The sequence below is a fragment of the Paraburkholderia sp. UYCP14C genome, assembly GCF_004197395.1.
Lineage (GTDB): Bacteria > Pseudomonadota > Gammaproteobacteria > Burkholderiales > Burkholderiaceae > Paraburkholderia.
This window is the reverse complement of record NZ_SELS01000037.1, coordinates 1-22,615: the sequence shown is the minus strand read 5'-3', so window position 1 is coordinate 22,615 and position 22,615 is coordinate 1. Positions and strand designations below refer to the sequence as shown.

At 64.4% G+C, this 22,615-nt stretch carries 22 protein-coding genes; 20 read left to right on the top strand and 2 right to left on the bottom strand.

Features of this window, described 5'->3' with window-relative positions; all coding sequences use genetic code 11:
* Positions 1-22 precede the first annotated feature (22 nt).
* The 14 genes from pheA (at position 23) to cysM (ending at position 14,616) form a co-directional block, all read left to right on the top strand.
* On the top strand, positions 23-1,102 hold the full coding sequence (pheA, locus tag EVC45_RS28030) for a prephenate dehydratase (RefSeq protein WP_129961455.1): 1,080 nt from the start codon (positions 23-25) through the stop codon (positions 1,100-1,102).
* Positions 1,103-1,183: 81 nt separating this feature from the next.
* The gene (gene hisC / locus EVC45_RS28025; protein ID WP_129961454.1) at positions 1,184-2,302 is read left to right on the top strand and encodes a histidinol-phosphate transaminase; all 1,119 of its coding nucleotides are present in this window, start codon (positions 1,184-1,186) and stop codon (positions 2,300-2,302) included.
* A 61-nt stretch (positions 2,303-2,363) separates the two neighbouring features.
* Positions 2,364-3,305: a prephenate dehydrogenase/arogenate dehydrogenase family protein gene (locus tag EVC45_RS28020; RefSeq protein WP_129961453.1), complete on the top strand. Its 942-nt coding sequence runs from the start codon at positions 2,364-2,366 to the stop codon at positions 3,303-3,305.
* A gap of 18 nt (positions 3,306-3,323) precedes the next feature.
* Entirely contained in the window at positions 3,324-4,628 is a 1,305-nt protein-coding gene (aroA, locus tag EVC45_RS28015; RefSeq protein WP_129961452.1) for a 3-phosphoshikimate 1-carboxyvinyltransferase, read from the top strand.
* 46 nt (positions 4,629-4,674) lie between these two features.
* Positions 4,675-5,358, top strand: a complete 684-nt coding sequence (gene cmk / locus EVC45_RS28010; RefSeq protein ID WP_129961451.1) for a (d)CMP kinase — start codon at positions 4,675-4,677, stop codon at positions 5,356-5,358.
* A 142-nt stretch (positions 5,359-5,500) separates the two neighbouring features.
* Entirely contained in the window at positions 5,501-7,234 is a 1,734-nt protein-coding gene (gene rpsA / locus EVC45_RS28005) for a 30S ribosomal protein S1 (RefSeq protein ID WP_008921410.1), read from the top strand.
* Between the two features lie 21 nt (positions 7,235-7,255).
* Positions 7,256-7,579: an integration host factor subunit beta gene (locus tag EVC45_RS28000; RefSeq protein WP_129961450.1), complete on the top strand. Its 324-nt coding sequence runs from the start codon at positions 7,256-7,258 to the stop codon at positions 7,577-7,579.
* Between the two features lie 298 nt (positions 7,580-7,877).
* Entirely contained in the window at positions 7,878-8,171 is a 294-nt protein-coding gene (locus EVC45_RS27995) for a lipopolysaccharide assembly LapA domain-containing protein (RefSeq protein WP_013090140.1), read from the top strand.
* A 69-nt stretch (positions 8,172-8,240) separates the two neighbouring features.
* Positions 8,241-9,416 (top strand): lipopolysaccharide assembly protein LapB, encoded by a 1,176-nt coding sequence (lapB, locus tag EVC45_RS27990; protein WP_129961449.1) that lies wholly within the window; start codon positions 8,241-8,243, stop codon positions 9,414-9,416.
* Between the two features lie 126 nt (positions 9,417-9,542).
* Positions 9,543-10,946, top strand: coding sequence for a UDP-glucose/GDP-mannose dehydrogenase family protein (locus EVC45_RS27985; RefSeq protein WP_129961448.1), 1,404 nt, complete (start codon positions 9,543-9,545; stop codon positions 10,944-10,946).
* A complete protein-coding gene (gene rfaE1, locus EVC45_RS27980; RefSeq protein WP_129961447.1) occupies positions 10,912-11,919 on the top strand; it encodes a D-glycero-beta-D-manno-heptose-7-phosphate kinase in 1,008 nt (335 codons plus the stop codon). The genes EVC45_RS27985 and rfaE1 overlap by 35 nt, the downstream gene beginning before the upstream one ends.
* Positions 11,920-12,029: 110 nt before the next feature.
* Positions 12,030-13,022 (top strand): ADP-glyceromanno-heptose 6-epimerase, encoded by a 993-nt coding sequence (rfaD, locus tag EVC45_RS27975; protein WP_129961446.1) that lies wholly within the window; start codon positions 12,030-12,032, stop codon positions 13,020-13,022.
* Between the two features lie 78 nt (positions 13,023-13,100).
* Positions 13,101-13,475 (top strand): helix-hairpin-helix domain-containing protein, encoded by a 375-nt coding sequence (locus EVC45_RS27970; RefSeq protein ID WP_129961445.1) that lies wholly within the window; start codon positions 13,101-13,103, stop codon positions 13,473-13,475.
* A gap of 238 nt (positions 13,476-13,713) precedes the next feature.
* Complete coding sequence (gene cysM, locus EVC45_RS27965; protein ID WP_129961444.1) at positions 13,714-14,616, top strand: cysteine synthase CysM; 903 nt, start codon at positions 13,714-13,716, stop codon at positions 14,614-14,616.
* Positions 14,617-14,729: 113 nt separating this feature from the next.
* On the opposite strand, the gene mltB is transcribed toward cysM, so the two are convergent.
* A complete protein-coding gene (gene mltB, locus EVC45_RS27960) occupies positions 14,730-15,908 on the bottom strand; it encodes a lytic murein transglycosylase B (protein ID WP_129961443.1) in 1,179 nt (392 codons plus the stop codon).
* A gap of 338 nt (positions 15,909-16,246) precedes the next feature.
* Here mltB and EVC45_RS27955 point away from each other — a divergent pair, with 338 nt between their 5' ends.
* Both EVC45_RS27955 and EVC45_RS27950 read left to right on the top strand, forming a co-directional pair.
* Positions 16,247-17,170 carry a histone deacetylase family protein gene (locus EVC45_RS27955; protein ID WP_129961442.1) on the top strand — a complete coding sequence of 308 codons (924 nt, stop codon included), beginning with the start codon at positions 16,247-16,249 and terminating at the stop codon, positions 17,168-17,170.
* A 79-nt stretch (positions 17,171-17,249) separates the two neighbouring features.
* Positions 17,250-18,059, top strand: coding sequence for an enoyl-CoA hydratase (locus EVC45_RS27950; RefSeq protein ID WP_129961441.1), 810 nt, complete (start codon positions 17,250-17,252; stop codon positions 18,057-18,059).
* Positions 18,060-18,086: 27 nt separating this feature from the next.
* Here the strand turns inward: EVC45_RS27950 and EVC45_RS27945 are convergent, their stop codons facing one another.
* A complete protein-coding gene (locus tag EVC45_RS27945; protein ID WP_129961440.1) occupies positions 18,087-18,992 on the bottom strand; it encodes an alpha/beta hydrolase in 906 nt (301 codons plus the stop codon).
* A gap of 239 nt (positions 18,993-19,231) precedes the next feature.
* Between EVC45_RS27945 and EVC45_RS27940 the strand changes: the two genes are divergently transcribed.
* From EVC45_RS27940 to EVC45_RS27925, 4 genes are all read left to right on the top strand, one after another.
* A complete protein-coding gene (locus tag EVC45_RS27940; RefSeq protein WP_129961439.1) occupies positions 19,232-20,266 on the top strand; it encodes a methionine ABC transporter ATP-binding protein in 1,035 nt (344 codons plus the stop codon).
* On the top strand, positions 20,256-20,909 hold the full coding sequence (locus tag EVC45_RS27935; RefSeq protein WP_129961438.1) for a methionine ABC transporter permease: 654 nt from the start codon (positions 20,256-20,258) through the stop codon (positions 20,907-20,909). The genes EVC45_RS27940 and EVC45_RS27935 overlap by 11 nt, the downstream gene beginning before the upstream one ends.
* A gap of 49 nt (positions 20,910-20,958) precedes the next feature.
* Positions 20,959-21,756: a MetQ/NlpA family ABC transporter substrate-binding protein gene (locus EVC45_RS27930; protein ID WP_129961437.1), complete on the top strand. Its 798-nt coding sequence runs from the start codon at positions 20,959-20,961 to the stop codon at positions 21,754-21,756.
* Between the two features lie 236 nt (positions 21,757-21,992).
* On the top strand, positions 21,993-22,615 hold a 623-nt coding region (locus tag EVC45_RS27925; RefSeq protein WP_129961436.1), incomplete at its 3' end, for an electron transfer flavoprotein subunit beta/FixA family protein.

The following is a 22,615-nucleotide window of genomic DNA, read 5'->3' as shown; positions in this document are numbered from 1 at the left end:
ACCCGGCAGAGCCGTTTTACGCATGGACGACGAACTCAATACACGACTCAAACCTCTGCGCGACCGTATCGACGCGCTCGACGCGCAGCTGATCGCGCTGCTGAACCAGCGCGCGTCGGTCGCGCTCGAAGTCGGCGAGGTCAAGAAGCATTTCAACGCGCCGGTGTTCCGGCCCGAACGCGAGATGCAGGTGATCGCGCGCCTGCAGGAAATGAGCGCGGGTCCGCTCGCGGACGAACACATCGCCGCGATCTGGCGCGAGATCATGGCCGCGAGCCGCGCGCTCGAAAAGACCATCAGGGCCGCGTTCCTCGGGCCGGTCGGCACCTATAGCGAACAGGCGATGCACGAGTACTTCGGTCAGTCGATCGAAGGGCTGCCTTGCCCGTCGATCGATGAAGTGTTTCGCTCGGTCGAGGCGGGTGCCGCCGACTACGGCGTCGTGCCGGTCGAGAACTCGACCGAAGGCGCGGTGTCGCGCACGCTGGATCTGCTGCTGCAAACGCAGTTGACCATCGGCGGCGAACTCGCGTTGCCGATCCATCACAACCTGCTTACGCAAAACGGGCTCGCCGGTGTCACGCGCGTGTGCGCGCATGCGCAGGCGCTTGCGCAGTGCCAGCGCTGGCTGTCGACCAACGCGCCGCATCTCGAGCGCCAGGCGGTGTCGAGCAATGCGGAGGCCGCACGGATGGCGGCCGAAGATCCGACCGTCGCGGCCATCGCGGGCGATCGTGCCGCGATCCACTACGGCCTGCAGGTCACCAACGCGCTGATCCAGGACGATCCGCACAACCGTACCCGCTTCGTGATGATCGGCAAGCAGCCGACCGGTCCTAGCGGCTACGACCAGACTTCGCTGATCGTGTCGGTCGCGAACGAACCGGGTGCGATGGTCAAGCTGCTCGAGCCGCTCGCGCGCCACGGCGTGTCGATGACCCGTTTCGAATCGCGCCCGGCGCGCGTCGGCACGTGGGAGTATTACTTCTATATCGACATCGAAGGCCATCGCGACGACCCGGACGTGGCCGCCGCGCTCGCCGGGCTCGGCGAGAAGGCCGCGTTCCTGAAGATACTCGGCTCTTATCCGCGCGCCCGCTAACGGCGGGCAGCGGGGTCCGGGCGGCGCCGAGTGCGCTGCCCGAACGCATATTTCACTATCCATCGTCGTTCGGAGATTTTCATGACAGCTTTCGGCCCTTCCTATGTGCGTGCGATCGCGCCGTACATCGCCGGCAAGCCGATTTCGGAAGTGGCCCGCGAGTTCGATCTCGACGAGGCGAGCATCGTGAAACTGGCATCGAACGAGAATCCGCTCGGCATGCCGGAATCGGCGCAGCGCGCGATGGCGCAGGCAATCGCCGATCTCGGCCGCTATCCGGACTCGAACGGTTTCGAACTGAAGGCGGCGCTTGCCGCGCGCTACGGCGTGCCGGCTGAGTGGATCACGCTCGGCAACGGCAGCAACGACATTCTCGAACTCGCCGCGCACGCGTTCGTCGAGAAGGGCCAGGCGGTCGTGTTCTCGCAATATTCGTTCGCGGTCTATGCGCTTGCTACACAAGGTGTCGGCGCGCGCGCGATCGTCGTGCCGGCCGTGCGCTATGGTCACGACCTCGACGCGATGCTCGCCGCGATCGACGACGACACGCGTCTCGTGTTCGTCGCGAATCCGAACAATCCTACCGGCACGTTCGTCGACGGTCCGACGCTCGAGGCGTTTCTCGCCAAGGTGCCGCGCCATGTGGTCGTGGTGCTCGACGAGGCGTACACCGAGTATCTGTCGGCGGACAAGCGCTACGACTCGATTGACTGGGTGCGCCGCTATCCGAACCTGCTGGTGTCGCGCACGTTCTCGAAGGCGTTCGGCCTCGCGGGCTTGCGCATCGGCTTCGCGATCGCGCAGCCCGGTTTGACCGATCTGCTGAATCGTCTGCGTCAGCCGTTCAACGTGAATACGCTCGCGCAAGCCGCGGCGATCGCGGCACTGAACGACAGCGTGTTTCTGCAGGAAAGCGCGACGCTGAATGCGCAGGGCTACAGGCTTCTAACGGATGCGTTCGACAAGCTCGGCCTCGAATACGTGCCGTCCGAAGGCAACTTCGTGCTCGTGCGTGTCGGCAGCGACGACAAAGCCGGCGCTCGTGTGAACCTCGCGCTGCTGAAACAGGCTGTAATCGTGCGACCGGTCGACAACTACGGCTTGTTTCAGTGGCTGCGCATCACGATCGGCTTGCCGGAGGAAAACGAAGCGTTCCTCGCGGCGCTCGAGAAGACGCTTGCCGAGCCTGCCGCAGCGTAAGTATTGACCCTTGATCCCGCGCGTCGGCCGGCAGGAGCGGCGCGCTTATTGTCCGTATTGTGTGAACGACGTGGCCGCGTTTTCTTTTAACAAGCTGGTGATTTTCGGTGTCGGCCTGATCGGCGGCTCGCTCGCGCGCGCGTTGCGTGAGCGAGGCGGGGCCGGCGGGGCGCGCACGGTGGTTGGGGTGGGACGGACGTCCAGGTCGAGCGAACGTGCGTTGGCCCTCGGTGTGATCGACGGCGCCGCGGCGCTCGACGACGACGCCGCGCTGCGCGACGCGCTCGCGGGCGCGGACTTCGTGCTGCTCGCAGCGCCGGTCGCGCAAACGCAGCCGCTGCTCGAACGCATCGCGCCGCATCTCGACGCCAACACGATCGTCACCGATGCGGGCAGCACCAAGTCCGACGTGGTGGCCGCCGCGCGCGCGGCGCTCGGTGCGCGGATCGGCCAGTTCGTGCCGGGCCATCCGATCGCCGGCCGCGAGTCGAGCGGCGTCGATGCCGCGTTGCCCGATCTGTACGTGAACCGCAACGTCGTGCTGTGCCCGCTGCCGGAGAACACGCCGGAAGCGGTCGAGCGCGTCGCGGCGATGTGGCGCGTCACGGGTGCATTGGTGCGGGACATGACGCCGCAGCAGCACGACCGGGTGTTCGCGTCGGTCAGTCATTTGCCGCACGTGCTGTCGTTCGCGCTCGTCGAGCAGATCCTCAATTCGCCCGATGCCGCGTTGAAGTTCTCGTTCGCGGCGGGCGGTTTCCGCGACTTTACGCGCATCGCCGCGTCGAGTCCGGAGATGTGGCGCGACGTATGTGTGGCCAATCGCGCGGCGCTGCTCGACGAGCTCGACGCGTACACCGCGGTGCTCGCGCGCCTGCGCGCGGCGATCGAAGCCGGCGACGGCGCCGCGCTCGAAGCGGTGTTCGCCCGCTCGCGCGTCGCACGCAGTCAGTGGCAGGAGCAGCGCGCGGCTGGCGTGGCCGGCAGCGACGCGTCGAAATAACCGGAAACTGGACACATCATGGAATTCCTCGATCTCGGACCTTTTTCCCGTGCGTCCGGCACGGTTCGTCTGCCCGGCTCGAAGAGCATCTCGAACCGCGTGCTACTGCTGGCCGCGCTCGCCGAAGGCGAGACGACGATCACGAACCTGCTCGATTCCGACGACACCCGTGTGATGCTGGACGCGCTCGAAAAGCTTGGCGTGCGTCTGAAGCGCGACGGCGACACCTGCGTCGTGACCGGCACGCGCGGCGCGTTCACCGCGCGCACGGCCGACCTGTTTCTTGGTAACGCGGGCACGGCGGTGCGCCCGCTGACCGCGGCACTCGCCGTGAACGGCGGCGACTACCGGATCCACGGTGTGCCGCGCATGCACGAGCGGCCGATCGGAGATCTCGTCGACGGCCTGCGTCAGATCGGCGCGAAGGTCGACTACGAGCAGAACGAAGGCTATCCGCCGCTACGCATCCGGCCCGCGCAGATTACGGCCGACGCGCCGATCCGCGTGCGCGGCGACGTGTCGAGCCAGTTCCTGACTTCGCTGCTGATGACGCTGCCACTCTTGCGCACCGCGAGCGGTGTCACCACCGTGCAGGTTGACGGCGAGCTGATCTCGAAGCCGTACATCGAGATCACGATCAAGCTGATGGAGCGCTTCGGCATCAAGGTCGAGCGTCACGGCTGGCACCAGTTCGTCGTGCCGGCGGGGCAGCGGTATCAGTCGCCGGGCGCGATCATGGTGGAAGGGGATGCGTCGTCCGCGTCGTATTTCCTTGCCGCGGGCGCGCTCGGCGGCGGCCCGCTGAAAGTGGAAGGGGTGGGCCGCGCGAGCATCCAGGGCGACGTCGGCTTTGCCGACGCGCTGATCAAGATGGGCGCGAATCTGCAGATGGGCGACGACTGGATCGAAGTGCGCGGCGTCGGCAACGACCACGGCAAGCTCGATCCGATCGACATGGACTTCAATCTGATCCCCGACGCCGCGATGACGATCGCGGTCGCCGCGCTGTTCGCGGACGGCACGAGCACGCTGCGCAACATCGCGAGCTGGCGCGTGAAGGAAACCGACCGCATCGCCGCCATGGCGAACGAGCTGCGCAAGGTCGGCGCGAAGGTGCAGGAGGGCGAAGATTTCCTCGTCGTCACGCCGCCGGAACAGCTGATCCCGAATGCCGCGATCGACACCTACGACGATCACCGCATGGCAATGTGCTTCTCGCTCGTGAGCCTCGGCGGCGTGCCGATCCGCATCAACGACCCGAAGTGCGTCGGCAAGACGTTTCCCGATTATTTCGAGCGCTTCACCGCGCTCGCACAACCCTGATGCAACCCAGATTCGCATGCGAATCGCCCGAAGTGCGACTTTTTCGATGAAACCGACCCGTCCCTTTCACCAGACGCCCGTCATTACGATCGACGGCCCCAGCGCCTCCGGCAAAGGCACGGTTGCCGCGATGGTGGCCGCCAACCTCGGCTTTCACCTGCTCGACAGCGGCGCGCTGTACCGGCTCGCGGCGCTCGCGAGCCTGCGCTACGGCATCGCGGCGGACGACGTAGACGCCCTTGTCAAACTGATCGACGACCTCCATATCACGTTCCGCGAGGGGCTCGCGCAGCTCGACGGCGTCGATGTGTCGACCGAAATTCGCGCCGAGGAAGTGGGCAGCCGTGCCTCGGCGATCGCCGTGCACGCGCCCGTGCGAACCGCGCTGGTGGCGCGTCAGCGGGCGTTTCGCAAGGAGCCGGGGCTGGTCGCCGACGGTCGCGATATGGGCACCGTGATCTTCCAGGACGCCGCGCTGAAGGTGTTTATGACCGCGAGCGTCGAGGCCCGCGCCACGCGTCGGCATAAGCAATTGATCCAAAAAGGATTTTCTGCTAATATAGATGACTTGCTCCGGGATTTGCGTGAGCGCGACGAGCGTGACAGTCAACGCGCGGCCGCACCGCTCAAGCCCGCGGCGGATGCAAAACTGCTTGATACCTCCGCATTGTCGGTCGACCAGGCGGTCGAGCAGGTGGTGCAATGGTATGAAGCGCTGGTCACGCAGTAGTGGCCAGACGGCAGAAGTCCCGTTGTTGGTAGGTGCTTCGCGATGGTCGCGAAGCGTTGTTTTCAACCCTTTAACCCCGCGTGGCGTTCGTGTAATTGCCGCAGTTGCTGACCAGTCCGGTGAGCCAGGCGTCGCGAAGACCATGCAAACTCTGATTTTTATGTCCGACCTGCAAACCTCTACCCCGAATACCGAATCTTTCGCGGCTCTGTTCGAAGAGTCGCTGACCAAGCAGGACATGCGCGCTGGCGAAGTGATCTCCGCCGAAGTCGTGCGTGTCGACCACAACTTCGTGGTCGTGAACGCTGGTCTGAAGTCCGAAGCCTACATCCCGCTCGAAGAGTTCCTGAACGACGCGGGCGAGGTAGAAGTGCAGGCGGGCGACTTCGTTTCCGTCGCGATCGACGCGCTGGAAAACGGCTATGGCGACACCATCCTGTCGCGTGACAAGGCGAAGCGTCTGGCTTCGTGGCTGTCGCTGGAAAAGGCGCTGGACAACAACGAACTCGTGACCGGCACGATCACGGGCAAGGTCAAGGGCGGCATGACCGTGATGGTCAACGGCATCCGCGCGTTCCTGCCGGGTTCGCTGGTTGACACGCGTCCGGTCAAGGACACGACCCCGTACGAAGGCAAGACCCTCGAATTCCGCGTCATCAAGCTCGACCGCAAGCGTAACAACGTCGTGCTGTCGCGCCGCGCTGTCATCGAGGCAACGCAAGGCGAAGAGCGTGCGAAGCTGCTCGAAACGCTGAAGGAAGGCGCGATCGTCGAGGGCGTGGTCAAGAACATCACCGACTACGGCGCGTTCGTGGACCTCGGCGGTATCGACGGCCTGCTGCACATCACCGACATCGCATGGCGTCGTGTGCGTCACCCGAGCGAAGTTCTGTCGGTTGGCCAGGAAGTCACCGCGAAGATCCTCAAGTTCGACCAGGAAAAGAACCGCGTTTCGCTCGGTATCAAGCAACTGGGCGACGATCCGTGGGAAGGCATCTCGCGCCGTTACCCGTCGGGCACGCGTCTGTTCGGTAAGGTCACCAACATCACCGACTACGGCGCATTCGTCGAAGTGGAATCGGGCATCGAAGGCCTCGTCCACGTGTCGGAAATGGACTGGACCAACAAGAACGTTGCTCCGTCGAAGGTTGTCCAGCTGGGCGACGAAGTCGAAGTGATGGTTCTCGAGATCGACGAAGACCGCCGTCGTATCAGCCTCGGCATGAAGCAGTGCAAGCCGAACCCGTGGGACGACTTCAGCCGCAACTTCAAGAAGGGCGACAAGATCAGCGGCGCCATCAAGTCGATCACCGACTTCGGCGTGTTCATCGGTCTGCCGGGCGGCATCGACGGTCTGGTTCACCTGTCGGATCTGTCGTGGAGCGAAACCGGCGAGGAAGCCGTCCGCAAATACAAGAAGGGCGACGAAGTGGAAGCGATCGTTCTCGGCATCGACGTCGAGAAGGAACGTATTTCGCTGGGTATCAAGCAACTCGAAGGCGACCCGTTCAGCAACTACGTTGCAATGAACGACAAGGGTTCCGTCGTCGACGGTACCGTCAAGTCGGTCGACGCGAAGGGTGCTGTGGTCCAGCTGTCGGGTGAAGTCGAAGGTTACCTGCGCGCTTCGGAAATCGCCCAGGACCGCGTGGAAGACGCTCGCAACGTGTTGAAGGAAGGCGACAAGGTCAACGCGATGATCATCAACATCGATCGCAAGTCGCGTGGCATCAACCTGTCGATCAAGGCGAAGGATTCGGCTGAGCAGCAGGAAGCCATCCGCGGTCTCGCTGCTTCGGATTCGAGCGCAGCCGCTACCGGCACGACGAACCTCGGCGCGCTGCTGAAGGCCAAGCTCGACGGCCAGAACCAGTAAGCCTGAGAGGTCTGCTGCAGTATGACCAAATCGGAATTGGTCGCCCAGCTGGCTGCGCGATTTCCGCAACTTGTTCTTAAAGATGCGGATTTCGCGGTGAAGACGATGCTCGACGCGATGTCGGAGGCACTTGCCAAAGGTCATCGCATCGAAATTCGTGGCTTCGGCAGCTTCGGCCTCAACCGCCGTCCCTCCCGCGTCGGGCGCAATCCGAAGTCGGGCGAAAAGGTGTTGGTACCCGAGAAGTACGTACCGCACTTCAAGCCAGGCAAGGAATTGCGCGAGCGGGTGGATCGTCGCGCGGGCGAGCCGCTGAAGGCCGAGGAGCCGGATGACGACCTTTAATGACTCCGCTGTGCGTCTTGCAGCGTGGCATAGCTAGCGTCAGCGGCCAAAGCCAGTCGGCAAAAGACCAGGAAAAGCGCCTTCGGGCGCTTTTTTTTTCGTCCATCATTTGTGGAGGGGAGCCTCCCGGCGCGACCGTTGCATTTCGCGAATCACCCGTAAGTGCAGCATCCCGCCGGTTGCTGCCCAGCCGCGAGGGCATCCATTACAATACGGGTCACTTCGGCGCGGGCAACACCGTGGCGCGACGCGTCATCAAGCCGGCGTCACCCCGCAACTGCCGTCAAGAGATCTATTCATGAAATTTATCGTCTGGCTGATCCGTGTACTGGTGTTCGTGCTGCTGCTGGTGCTGGCGCTCTCCAATACGCAACCCGCTACGCTGAATTTCCTCGCCGGATACGTCTGGTCGGCGCCTCTGATTCTGATTGGCCTCGCGTTCTTCGTGATCGGCTTGCTCGCGGGGCTCGTGTCGGCGATGCCGGCCGTCGTGCGTCTTCGCATGGAGAATGGCCGGCTCAGGCGCGAGCTGCGGGTGGCGCGCGAAACCCCGGCCGTCGTCGAACAGCCGCCGATGCCACCGCTGATCTGAGCTGTCTTGCGCCGCGCACTCTGAGCGCGGCTTTTCGTTTTCGCTTTCCCGCACATTTGCATTAATCGCATGGATCTAGACTTCTGGTGGCTGCTGGTCATACCCGTCGCGTTCGCGTTCGGCTGGATGGCGGCGCGCTACGACCTCAAGACGCTGCTGTCCGAGAGCGCCAACCTGCCGCGGTCGTATTTTCGCGGCCTGAACTTCCTGCTCAACGAGCAGCCCGACCAGGCGATCGATGCATTCATCGAAGTCGTCAAGCTCGATCCTGAAACGGTCGAATTGCATTTCGCGCTCGGCAATCTGTTCCGCCGGCGCGGCGAAACCGACCGCGCGATCCGCGTACATCAAAATCTGCTGAGCCGCGCGGACCTGCCGGTCAGCGAGCGCGATCACGCGCTGTACGAACTCGGCCAGGACTTCCTGAAAGCCGGCCTGCTCGACCGTGCCGAAGAAACCTTCCGCTCGCTGCAGGCGGGCGATTACGCACTGGGCGCTCAACGCGCGCTGTTGACGATCTACGAGATCGAGAAGGACTGGGTCAAGTCGATCGATACCGCGCGCCACCTCGAAACGATGGGTGCGCCGTCGCTCGATAAGGAAATCGCGCAGTTCCACTGCGAACTCGCGCAGGAAGCGTTGCAACAGAAGAACGCGGACGAAGCGCGTCGTCAGCTCGGTCTCGCGCTGAAGGCGAACCCGACCAACGTGCGCGCGACGATCCTGTTCGGCGATGTCGACGCGACCGGCGGCGCGCCGGAAGCGGCGATCGGACAATGGCGCCGCGTCGAGGAGCAGAACCCCGCGTATCTGCCGCTCGTCGCCGAGAAGATCATGAAGGCGTATGAAGCGCTCGGCCGCGCGCAGGAGGGCGCCGATCTGCTGACCACGTGGGTCGACCGTCATCCGAGCAACGATCTGCTCGACGTCGCGTATCAGCACGTCGCCTCGCTGCGCGGCGCCGATGCCGCGCATGCGCTCGCGCGCACGCAGATGCAGAAGTCGCCGAATCTGGCCGGCATGACACGTCTGCTCGAAGCGCAGCAGGCCGTCGCCGAAGAGCCGCGGCGCAGCGAGCTCGAGCTGATGCGCACACTGATCCGCCAGCGCACCAAGAATCTGCCACGCTATACGTGCCAGAATTGTGGTTTCAGGGCGCGGCTTTTCTACTGGCAGTGCCCGGGTTGCAGCGGTTGGGAAACCTATGCGCCGCGCCGCGTCGAGCCGATTACCGCGTCGAATTGATGCTGCAGGGGCGGCGTTGGCCGCGTCGGCGTTCATGGCCACGCAACCGTCCCGCGAATTTCGCAACGAGTTTATCGCCGGCCTCATGACCGGCATTCATCACCGGAACCTTCCACCGGAAAGCGTATGAAAATCACCATTATCGGCACCGGCTATGTGGGCCTCGTCACCGGCGCCTGTCTCGCCGAAATCGGCAACGACGTCTTCTGTCTCGACGTCGATCAGCGCAAGATCGACATCCTCAACAAAGGCGGCGTGCCGATTCACGAACCGGGCTTGCAGGAGATGATCGCCCGCACGCGCGCGGCCGGTCGCATCACGTTCTCGACCGATGTCGCGGCGAGCGTCGCGCACGGTGACGTGCAGTTCATCGCGGTCGGCACGCCGCCCGACGAAGATGGCTCCGCCGACCTGCAATACGTGCTCGAGGCCGCGCGCAACATCGGCCGCACGATGAACGGATTCAAGGTGATCGTCGACAAATCGACGGTGCCGGTCGGCACCGCGCAGCGCGTACGCGCGGTGATCGAAGAAGAGCTCGCGAAGCGTGGCCTCGCCGGCAGCGCGCAGCATCGCTTCTCGGTCGTGTCGAATCCCGAGTTCCTGAAGGAAGGTGCGGCCGTCGACGACTTCATGCGTCCCGACCGTATCGTGATCGGCATCGACGAAGACGAACCGGGCGTGCGCGCGCGCGAAATGATGAAGCGTCTGTACGCGCCGTTCAACCGCAATCACGAACGCACGCTGTACATGGACGTGCGCTCGGCCGAGTTCACGAAGTACGCGGCCAACGCGATGCTCGCGACGCGCATCTCGTTCATGAACGAGATGTCGAATCTCGCGGACAAGGTCGGCGCCGATATCGAAGCGGTGCGCCGCGGCATCGGTTCCGATCCGCGCATCGGCTATCACTTCCTGTATGCGGGCTGCGGCTATGGCGGCTCGTGCTTCCCGAAGGACGTGCAGGCGCTGATCCGCACCGCGAGCGAGAGCGGCCATAACCTGCGCATTCTCGAGGCGGTCGAGGAAGTGAACTACCAGCAGAAGGACGTGCTCGTGAACAAGATCGCCGCGAAACTCGGCGAGGATCTGAGCGGTCGCACGTTCGCGGTGTGGGGCCTCGCGTTCAAGCCGAATACCGACGACATGCGCGAGGCGCCGAGCCGTCGCGTGATCGGCGAGCTGCTCGCGCGCGGCGCGAACGTGCGCGCGTACGATCCGGTTGCCGTGACCGAAGCGCGTCGCGTGTTCGCGATGGATCTGCACGCGGCGCCTGAGCAGCTCGCGCGCCTCACGTTCACGGGCACCCAGGACGAAACGCTGACCGGCGCCGACGCGCTCGTGATCGTGACCGAATGGAAGGAGTTCAAGAGTCCTGATTTCGTGCATCTGAAATCGGTGCTGAAGACACCGCTGATTTTCGACGGCCGCAATCTGTACGAGCCGGACGCGATGACCGAGCTCGGTATCGACTACCACGCCATTGGACGCCCCTATGCCCAACCCTCTGAACTTCCGGCCGATGCCTGAGGCCATGCCCGCGGCGCCCGCGTCCACCACGGCGCAGAAGCTCACGGTCGTGCCGCGCGCTCAACTCAATGCGGCGCGCGTGCTGGTGGTCGGCGACGTGATGCTCGACCGTTACTGGTTCGGCGACGTCAACCGTATTTCTCCCGAGGCGCCCGTGCCGGTCGTGCACGTGCAGCGCCAGGAAGATCGCCTGGGCGGCGCGGCGAACGTCGCGCGCAACGCGGTCGCGCTCGGTGCGCAGGCGGGTCTGTTGTGCGTGGTCGGTCATGACGAGCCCGGCGAGCGCATCGTGCAGCTGCTCGGCGAAAGCGGCGTGAAGCCGCATCTCGAACGCGACCCGGCCTTGCTGACGACGATCAAGCTGCGCGTGCTGTCGCGTCAGCAGCAATTGCTGCGCGTCGATTTCGAAAACTCGCCGGCGCATGAAGTGCTGCTCGCGGGTCTCGCGCGTTTCGACGAGCTGCTGCCGTCGTACGACGTGATTCTGATGTCCGACTACGCGAAGGGCGGCCTCACGCACGTCACGCAAATGATCGCGAAGGCGCACGCGGCCGGCAAACCGGTGCTGGTCGATCCGAAGGGCGACGACTGGGAGCGCTATCGCGGTGCGACGCTGATCACGCCGAATCGCGCCGAACTGCGCGAGGTCGTTGGGCAGTGGAAGTCCGAGGAAGATCTGATCGCGCGCGTCACGAAGCTGCGCGCCGAACTCCAGTTCAAGGCGCTGCTGCTGACGCGCTCGGAGGAGGGCATGACGCTGTTCTCCGACGACGGCATCCTGCACGCGTCGGCCGTTGCGCGCGAAGTGTATGATGTGTCGGGCGCGGGCGACACCGTGATCGCCACGCTCGCCGCAATGCTCGGCGCGGGTCTGTCGCTCGTCGACGCGGTCGGGCTCGCGAATCGAGCGGCCGGCATCGTGGTCGGCAAACTGGGCACCGCCACCGTCGACTACGACGAACTCTTTTCCTGAAGCAGCCCGCGCGGTGCCGTCGTCCTGACGGACCAGCGCGCCCCGCGCGGCGTTGACTGAACGAAGCTCGCTACAAAGCTCATTCCAAAGCTCACTACGGCAGGATCATCATGACCGTCATCGTCACCGGCGCGGCCGGTTTTATCGGCAGCAATCTCGTGAAGGCGCTCAACGAGCGCGGCGAACAACGCATCATCGCGGTCGACAACCTCACGCGCGCGGACAAGTTCAGGAATCTGGTCGACTGCGAGATCGACGACTATCTCGACAAAACCGAATTCGTCGAGCGCTTCAGGCGCGGCGACTTCGGCAAGGTGCGCGCGATCTTCCACGAAGGCGCCTGCTCGGACACGATGGAAACCGACGGCCGCTACATGATGGACAACAACTATCGCTATAGCCGCGACGTGCTCGACATCTGCCTCGCGCAGAACGTCCAGTTCCTGTACGCGTCGTCGGCGGCCACGTATGGCGGCTCGAGCCGCTTCGTCGAGGAGCGCGAGGTCGAGCAGCCGCTGAACGTGTACGGCTATTCGAAGTTCCTGTTCGACCAGGTGATCCGCCGCGTGCTGCCCACGGCGAAAAGCCAGATCGTGGGCTTCCGTTATTTCAACGTGTACGGTCCGCGCGAAACGCACAAGGCGCGCATGGCGTCGGTCGCGTTTCACAACTTCAACCAGTTCCGCGCCGAGGGCAAGGTCAAGCTGTTCGGTGAATACAACGGCTATGCGGCCGGCGAGCAGACACGCGATTTCATCTCGGTCGAAGATGTCGTCAAGGTCAACCTGTTCTTCTTCGATCATCCGGAGAAGTCGGGCATTTTCAATCTCGGCACCGGCCGCGCGCAGCCGTTCAACGATATCGCGAGCACCGTGGTCAACACGCTGCGCGCGCTGAACAACGAGCCGGCGCTGTCGCTCGCGGATCAGGTGCAACGCGGGCTGATCGAATACATTGCGTTCCCGGACGCGCTGCGCGGCAAGTATCAGTGCTTCACGCAGGCCGATCAGTCGAAGCTGCGTGCCGCCGGCTACGACGCGCCGTTTCTGAGCGTACAGGAAGGTGTCGATCGTTACGTGCGCTGGCTGTTCGGCCAGGTGTAATTAGTACGTCATCCTCTTTAAACTGGAATCTCCTGGCCGGTGATGGTCGCCGGCCAGTGGCAACAGGGAGATTCCAATATGTTTCGAAAAGTTCTGGTTACCGCGGCGATGCTCGCCGCTTTCGGCCACGCGTATGCGGCGGTCGACGTCAACACGGCCAACGAAGACGCGCTGCGCGGCATCAAAGGCATCGGTCCGGCAAAAGCCAAAGCGATCGTCGACGAACGTAATGCGCACGGCCCGTTCAAGGACGCGGCCGATCTCGGCAAACGCGTCAAGGGCATGGGCGGGCACACCATCGAGCGCCTGCAGGCGGAGGGTCTCGCTGTCGGACCGGCTGGCGCGGCTGCTAGCACGCAGGTTGCGGCAACTGCAGCGGGTAAGGAGCCGGCCGCTACGGCCGCTTCCGCCGCCACGCAGAAGGGGACCGCCGCGGTGGCGGTGAAGAAGTAAGCGGCCGCGAGCCTTGCGCGTGTCATGCCGACGGGCGGCATGCGGCGCGCAGGGTTCGCCCACCTCCCATGGCTTCGACTGGTACACACGATTTCCCGCGGCTCGCCGCCGCGGGCTTCCCGCGCAGCAAGCGGCATGCATCCATGCGGGCATTAGGGCTGCAGGGCAGCGCCAGAGATCGTGGTTTAGAATCGATGGATTGAAGACACTCTTTCGCGCATCGATCGCTAGACCCTATATGGCATACAAAACGATTGAAGACACGATCGGCAATACGCCGCTCGTACAACTCGTCCGGCTCCCCGACGACGAGATCCGCAGCCGCAACAATGTGGTCCTCGCGAAGCTCGAGGGCAACAATCCAGCGGGGTCTGTGAAGGACCGGCCGGCATTGTCGATGATCAAGAAGGCCGAAGCGCGCGGGCGCATCAAGCCGGGCGACACGCTGATCGAATCGACGAGCGGCAACACCGGCATCGCGCTCGCGATGGCCGCTGCGGTCCGCGGCTACAGGATGGTGCTGATCATGCCGGAAGACCTGTCGGTCGAGCGCCGCCAGAGCATGGCCGCCTACGGTGCGGAAATCATCCTGACACCGGTCAAAGGCGGCATGGAGTACGCGCGCGATCTCGCCGAGCAGATGCAGCGCGAAGGCAAAGGCATCATCCTCGACCAGTTCGCGAACCCGGACAATCCGGCCTCGCACATCGAAGGCACCGGCCCGGAAATCTGGCGCGACACGGAAGGGCGCATCACGCACTTCGTGTCGTCGATGGGCACGACCGGCACGATCATGGGCGTGTCGACGTATCTGAAAACGCAGAATCAGCAGATCGAAATCATCGGCGCGCAGCCGGAAGAGGGCTCGCGTATTCCGGGCATTCGCAAATGGCCGGAAGCGTATCTGCCGAAAATCTTCGACCGCAGCCGCGTCGACCGCGTCGAAAACGTCAGTCAATCCGCGGCCGAGGCGATGGCGCGCCGATTGGCGTCGGTCGAAGGCATCTTCGCGGGCATTTCGTCGGGCGGCGCGTGCGAAGTCGCGCTGCGCATCGCGCGTCAGGTCGAGAATGCGACGATCGTGTTCATCGTCTGCGACCGCGGCGACCGTTATCTGTCCACGGGGGTCTTTCCCGCGTAAGCGGGTCGCCGAGCGCCTTCGCGGGCGCACGAGCCAAACAAAAGCGCCGGTCGAGCCGGCGCTTTTTTTTACGTCCTTCAACGCGAGGCGCGCACGGCGACTCGCGGCGTGACTCACTGCGAATCAGAGTTCGACTGATCCGCCTGACCTTGCGACGCGCTGCCGTTGTTGGCCGCTTTCGCGGCATTCGCCGCGTCGATCGCTTCCATCTGCGCCTTGACCTTCTGACCGAGCTGATACACCGCGAGCGCATAGAAGAAGCTGCGGTTGTAGCGCGTGAGCACGTAGAAGTTCTTCAGGCCGAGCATGAATTCGGTGCCGCGTCCCGGCGACGGCAGATCGACCACCGTGACTGGGGTTCCCGCCTCGGAAGCGATGTCGACGTTCGGCTCGTTCAGCACGAGTCCGGCGCGCAGCAACTGGTCGAGCGGCCAGTGCGGCTCCGGCTGACCATTGGCCGCCGCCTGCGCGACACCGAGGCTGCCCGCGTCCGAGCCGATTCGCCACACCACCGGCCGGCCGCTTTCCCAGCCGTTCTGACGCAGATAGTTCGCGACGCTGCCGATCGCATCGGCATCGCTCGTGCGCAGATCGATGCGCTTGTTGCCCTCGTAGTCGACCGCGTACTGGACGATGCTGCTCGGCAGGAACTGCGGAATGCCGATCGCGCCCGTGTACGAGCCGAGCACGGTGTTCGGGTCGATCTGCGCGTCGCGCGTCCACACCAGGTAGTCTTCGAGATTCTTGCGGAAGGTCGCCTGACGGTCCGCGCGATTCGCGGTGTTCGGATAATCGAAGCTCAGCGTGGTCAGCGCGTCGAGCACGCGGAAATTGCCCATGTAGCGACCATAGATCGTCTCGACGCCGATGATGCCGACGATCATCTCCGGCGGCACGCCGAACTGCTGATACGCGCGCTGCAGCGTGGCCCGGTTCTCGCGCCAGAACTGCACACCGGCGTTGACGCGCACCGGGTCGAGGAAGCGCGCCTGATACGAGCGCCAGTTCTTGATCGACGGTGTCGGCGACGGCGTGACCAGTTTCACCGCGGTCGCCGAGTAGCTGACGCCGGCGAACAGCGCGTGCAGCGACGCTTCGTCGAAATCGTAGCGGGCGACCATCTCGTTGATGAACGCATCGACGTTCGCGTTATTCGCATAGCGCTGGGGAATGATCTCTTCCTCAAACGTTTGCCCTTGCGGTACGGGCTGCTGCGGCTGGCTCTGCGCGAGTTGCACCGGTGCTTTCTTCGTGGCGCTTTGCGCGCTCGCGGGACTTGCTGCGATGAACACGCACGATGCGACGGTCAGTGAGGCGGCGAGGGTGCGGAGGCGAAGCCGGTTGCGTGGGGATCCTGCGGACAGAGCAAGCTTGACGGTCATGGTGAGCAGTGAGCGCGATGCGTGAAAGGCTGGAAGCAGTCGGAAAGCGGCAGGAACGAAACGGCGAGTTACGGGTCGGGGAAGTATACCCGACGGCTTCCGCAAAACCGTGCTGAATCGGCGACAGCGGCGTCGTGTGGTAACTTGACGAATGTTGGCGCGCAGGGGCGCGCGCCGCTCGACGGAGACACGCCGCGCGCGCACGCGGTCCATGCGCCGCGCCGTAAAAAAGACGCACAACACGAACTATGGCAACAGGCTTCTATTCCCACCCCGACTGTCTGCTGCACGACATGGGGCAATGGCATCCCGAGTGTCCCGCGCGCCTGCAGGCGATCGAGGATCAGCTGATCGCGAGCCGCATCGACGCGCTGATCGAGCGCGAGTCGCCGCCGCTCGCCGACGAGGCCGCGCTGCTGCGCGTGCACACGCAGGCGCACGTCGACTTCATCCGCGGCCGCGCGCCCGTCGAGGGCACCGCCGAAATCGATCCCGACACGACGATGAACCCGCACACGTGGCAGGCCGCGTTGCGCGCGGCGGGCGCGGCGGTCGCCGCCACCGACGCGGTGATCGAAGGCCGTTACGACAACGCGTTCTGCAGTGTGCGGCCGCCGGGCCATCACGCGGAGCCGGCGCGCGCGATGGGCTTCTGCTTCTTCAACAACGTAGCGATCGCTGCGCGCCACGCGCTCGACGTGCATGGCCTCGCGCGCGTCGCCATCATCGACTTCGACGTGCACCACGGCAACGGCACCGAGGCCGCCTTCTCGGGCGACCCGCGCGTGCTGATGTGCAGCATCTTCCAGCACCCGTTCTATCCGTTCACCGGCGCCGACAACCAGGCGCCCAACATGTGCAACGTGCCGATGCCCGCCCGCTCGAACGGCATGGCCGTGCGCGAAGCGGTCGACATGCTGTGGTTGCCGCGCCTGCACGAGTTCAGGCCGGAGATGCTGTTCATCTCGGCCGGCTTCGACGCGCATCGCGAGGACGACCTCGGCAATATGGGCCTCGTCGAAGACGACTACGCGTGGATCACCGACCAGATGCGCGAGATCGCGCGGCGCTACGCGCGCGGGCGCATCGTCAGCTGTCTCGAGGGCGGCTACAACCTGTCGGCGCTCGGGCGCAGCGTGGTCGCGCACGTGCGGTCGCTGGCGGAGATCTGAGCTCGCCCGCCTGCGCGCGATGGCAACGGCTCGAAAGCCAGCGAGCACAGATCGACAGTCACGCACCGAGGAGCGAGCCATGAACGCCAGTCCCGCCAGCACCGCCGACGCGTCGCTGATCACGATCGAACACGACGCGTATCGCGTGCCGGGCGTCGTGCGCGTGACGATGAACCGGCCCGATGCGTTCAACGCGCTGTCCGAAGCGCTGCTCGACGAACTGCAGCAGACGCTGACCGACATCGCGAAGAGCGCTGCGCGCGTCGTCGTGATCGCCGGCGCGGGCCGCGCGTTCTGCGCGGGGCACGACCTGAAGGAAATGCGCGCGGCGCCGTCGCTCGGGTATTACCAGCAGCTGTTCGCGCGCTGCACGAAGCTGATGATGACGATCCAGCGCATGCCGCAGCCGGTGATCGCGCGCGTGCATGGCGTCGCGACCGCGGCCGGCTGTCAGCTCGTCGCCATGTGCGATCTCGCGGTCGCCGCCGATACCGCGCGCTTCGCCGTATCGGGCGTGAACCTCGGATTGTTCTGCGCGACGCCGTCGGTGCCGCTGTCGCGCAATCTGTCACGCAAGGCCGCGCTCGAAATGCTGTTGACCGGCGATTTCATCGACGCCGCCGAAGCACGCAAGCAGGGCCTCGTGAACCGCGTCACCCCTGCCGATGCGCTCGACGACGAAGTCGCGCGGCTCGCAGCGAGCATCTGCGCAAAGCCGGTCGAAGCGGTCAGCGCGGGCAAGGGCCTGTTCTACCGGCAGCTCGAAATGGGTATCGAAGCCGCATACCAGCTCGCCGGGCAGACTATGGCGTGCAACATGATGGACGACTCGGCGCTCGAAGGCGTGCAGGCTTTTATCGACAAACGCGCGCCGGAGTGGAAGCGGTAGCCGGCGGCTACCCAGCGCCGCGTCTTCTCAACTCCGCCCCACCGCGCGCCGCTCAATCCACTCGATCAACGCGTCGATCACCCGATCGCGATCGAGGTCGTTCATCGTCTCGTGATAGCTGCCGTCGTAAAGCGTGAGCGTCTTGTCGGGCGAACCCGCGTGCGCGCCGAACGCACGGCTGCCGTCGGGCTCGGTCAGTTTGTCTTCGGTGCCGTGAAACACCAGCAGCGGCATGCGCAGCTCCGCGCGACCGCGTTCGATACGCGCCATCGCGAGCAACAACTCGGCGCCGGTGCGCGCGCAAATCGCGTCGTGATGCACGAGCGGATCGTTGATATTGGCATTGACCACCGGCTGAAGGCGCGAGAGCAGCGCGGGGTCGATCTTCATCGCCGGGAAACTGGGGTAGACACGGCTGATCACCTGACTTAGCGCGAGCATCCACTTTGGTACGTCACGGCCCGGCGCAAGCGCGGGGCTCGACAGGATCAGGCCGGCGAGGCGCCGCCCGCTCGCATCGAGGCGCTCGATCGCATACAGCGCAGCCACCGCGCCACCCATGCTGTGACCCATCAGAAACAACGGCGCGCAGCTTTGCGCGGCGGCGTCGAGCAGCGCCTGCGCATCGAGCAGGTAGTCGTCGAAGCGCTTCAAATAGGCGCGCTTGCCGGGCGCGTGGCCGTGGCCGCGCAGATCGATCGCGACGAGCTCGATGCCCGCCGCGTTGAGCCGGCCCGCTATGGCCGCGTAACGCCCCGCGTGTTCGGCGAGACCGTGCAGCAGCGCGACCGTCGCGCGTAGCGGCCCGCTCGGGCGCCAGCGATAGAGCGGCAACTCGATGCCATCGCCGGTCGTGACCGACCCGCGCTGCGGCGCGTCTTTGTTGAGACTGCCGGCACTCGCGCGCACGGTGGGGCTCGGGGAAGTCTGCATGGCGACGGCCTGTGCGGAAGGAGGGTGGCCCGATCATAGTCGTAGCGGCGTGAGGCACGCGAGCTTTGCGCACAGGGCGCGGCTCTAATTCCCTCAGGTTATGAAAAGATCGGAATTGATTATTAAAGGGTATGTCGCCGCTACGGTAGAATGGCGGCCTTAAATCCCAATAAAAGAAACGGCGGCCGCTTGTCGGGAGCACGATGCTCGCCGGCAGCCTCCGCCGTTTTCGTTTGTACATGATCGAAATACGCAATGTTTCCCAGCGGTTCGCCGGACCCCGGGGCTGGGTCGAGGCGCTGCACAACGTCAATCTGACGATTCCCGCGGGCGAGGTGTTCGGCATCATCGGCCGCAGCGGCGCGGGCAAGAGCACGCTCGTGCGCACCATCAATCTGCTGACGCGCCCATCCGAGGGCAACATCGTCGTCAACGGCCGCGATCTGACGACGCTGCCCGCCGCGCAATTGCGCGACGCGCGTCGCGAGATCGGCATGATCTTCCAGCACTTCAATCTGCTGTCGTCGCGCACCGTGTATGAGAACGTCGCGCTGCCGCTCGAACTGGCCGGCATGAAGCGCGACGAAATCGAGGCGAACGTGCTGCCGCTGCTCGAGCTCGTCGGTCTGTCGGCGCAGAAGGACCGCTATCCGGCGCAGATCAGCGGTGGACAGAAGCAGCGCGTGGGCATCGCGCGTGCGCTCGCTAGCAAGCCGAAGGTGCTGCTGTCGGACGAGGCGACCTCCGCGCTCGACCCCGAAACCACGCGTGCGATTCTCGATCTACTCAAACGCATCAACCGCGAATTGAACCTGACGATCGTGCTGATCACGCACCAGATGGACGTGATCAAGCAGGTCTGCGATCGCGTCGCGGTGCTCGACGCGGGGCGCGTCGTCGAAGCGGGCAAGGTGATCGACGTGTTCCTGCAGCCGCGCCACGAAGTCACGCGCGCACTGATCGGCGACGTGATCGCGCAGGAACTGCCGCCCGCCATGAAGGCGCGCGTCGCGCAGCGCCTGAAGACCGGCAGCGGCCATCTGCTGCGCCTCGCGTTCACCGGTTCGGGCGTCGATCAGCCGATCCTGTCGGAGACGATTCGCCGCTACGAGCTCGACTTCAACATCCTGCACGGCCAGATCGACGAGATCCAGGGCCAGGCGTTCGGCTCGCTCGCGGTGCTCGCGGGCGGCGAACCGGTGAAGGTCGCGCAGGCGATCACGTTTCTGCGCGAGCAGGGTGTCGTAGTGGAGGAGCTCTCGCATGTTGAGTGAAATGTTCGATATGTTCGTCCAGTCGTTCTGGGAGACGCTCATCATGGTGGGCATCTCGGGACTGATCGGCGCTGTGGTCGGCGTGCCGCTAGGCGTGCTGCTGTATCTGACCGACCGCCAGGGCGTGCTCGAAAACGTTGCGGTCAATCGTGTGATGGGCGTGATCGTCAATGCGGTGCGTTCGACGCCGTTCATCATCCTGCTGGTCGCGGTGATTCCGTTTACGCGGCTCGTCGTCGGTTCGTCGATCGGCACCGCCGCGGCGATCGTGCCGCTGACGATTGCCGCCGCGCCGTTCATCGCGCGGCTGGTCGAGACGGCGCTGCGCGAAGTCGATCGCGGGCTTATCGAGGCCGCTCAGGCGATGGGCGCGACCACCCGTCAGATCGTCTTCAAGGTGCTGTTGCCGGAATCGCTGCCCGGCGTGGTCGCCGGGTTGACCATCACGTTCGTGTCGCTGGTCGGCTATTCGGCGATGGCCGGCGCGATCGGCGGCGGCGGCCTTGGCGACCTCGGCATCCGCTATGGCTACCAGCGCTTCCTGCCGGAAGTGATGCTGGCAGTCGTGCTGATCCTGATCGTGTTCGTGCAACTGGTGCAGTCGTTCGGGGATTGGCTCGTGCGTCGTTTGAGCCACAAATAAACAAGGGCGTTCGAAAGCCCGTCAATAGAGATTCGCAAAAAGGTCCATCATGCAACGTCGCTTCATTCTCAAGCTGGCCGCCGCGCTCGGCGCGGCAACGCTCGTCGCCACCAGCGCGGCGCAGGCCGAAGACACGATCAAGGTCGGCGTCACCGGCGGTCCGCACGCGCAGATCATGGACGTCGTGAAGACGGTCGCCGCGAAGAACGGCCTCACCATCAAGATCATCGAATTCTCCGATTACGTGCAGCCGAACGCGGCGCTCGCGAGCGGCGATCTGGACGCGAACAGCTACCAGCACGACCCTTACTTGCAGGCGCAGGTGAAGGACCGCGGCTACAAGCTGATCCGTATCGCCGATACGGTCACGTACCCGATGGGCATCTACTCGAAGAAGGTGAAGTCGCTCGCCGAACTGCAGCCGGGCGCGAAGATCGCGGTGCCGAACGACCCGACCAACGGCGGCCGCGCCCTTCTGCTGCTGCAGAAGCAGGGCTTGCTGAAGCTGCGCGCCGATGCGGGATTGAAGGCGACGCCGCTCGACATCGTCGACAATCCGAAGAAACTGAAGATCGTCGAACTCGATGCGGCGCAGATTCCGCGTTCGCTGGGCGACGTCGACGCCGCCGCGATCAACACCAACTTCGCGATGGAAGCGGGCCTCAAGCCGAAGCAGGACGCCATCGCGATCGAAGATCCGAAGGGTCCGTACGTGAACGTGATCGCGATTCGCGAAGCGGACAGGAACAAGCCGTGGGTCGCGAAGCTCGTCGCGGCGTACCACTCGCCGGAAGTGAAGCAGTTCGTCGACAGCAAGTTTGGGGGTTCGGTGATCACCTCGTGGTGATGCAACGGCCCACGGACCTCGCAGAACACGACGGCAATGCGAAATTAGAGGTCTGAGTCGGAACCCGGGGTTGTCTCCCGGGTTTTTTGGAGTTTAAAATAGAACGATCGTTCGATATTGCCGTCACGCCGCTGAGGAGCGATATCCTCCCGCTAAGCGCCCGCGACATGGCTGCCATGAGGGCAGTCGCTATAATGTTCGTCGGGTTGACGTATTCGTAACTTTGGAGCGTGTGCATGAAAATTCTGGTGCCAGTGAAAAGAGTGGTCGACTACAACGTGAAGGTCCGCGTGAAATCGGACGGTACGGGTGTCGACATCGCGAACGTGAAAATGTCGATGAACCCGTTCGACGAAATCGCGGTTGAAGAAGCCGTGCGTCTGCGGGAAGCGGGTGTCGCCACCGAAGTGATCGCGGTGTCGGCCGGTGTGACGCAATCGCAGGAAACGTTGCGCACCGCGCTCGCGATCGGTGCGGATCGCGCGATCCTGATCGAATCGAACGAAGATCTGCAGCCGCTGGCAGTCGCGAAGCTGCTCAAGGCGCTGGTCGACAAGGAACAGCCGCAACTGGTGATCCTCGGCAAGCAGGCCATCGACGACGATTCGAACCAGACCGGCCAGATGCTCGCCGCGCTAGCGAATCTGCCGCAGGCGACGTTCGCGTCGAAAGTTGTCGTGGCGGACGGTAAGGCAACGGTGTCGCGTGAAGTGGACGGCGGCGCGGAAACGCTGTCGCTGACGCTGCCGGCCGTGGTCACGACCGATCTGCGCCTGAACGAACCGCGCTACGTGACGCTGCCGAACATCATGAAGGCGAAGAAAAAGCCGTTGGAAACGATCAAGCCCGAAGATCTCGG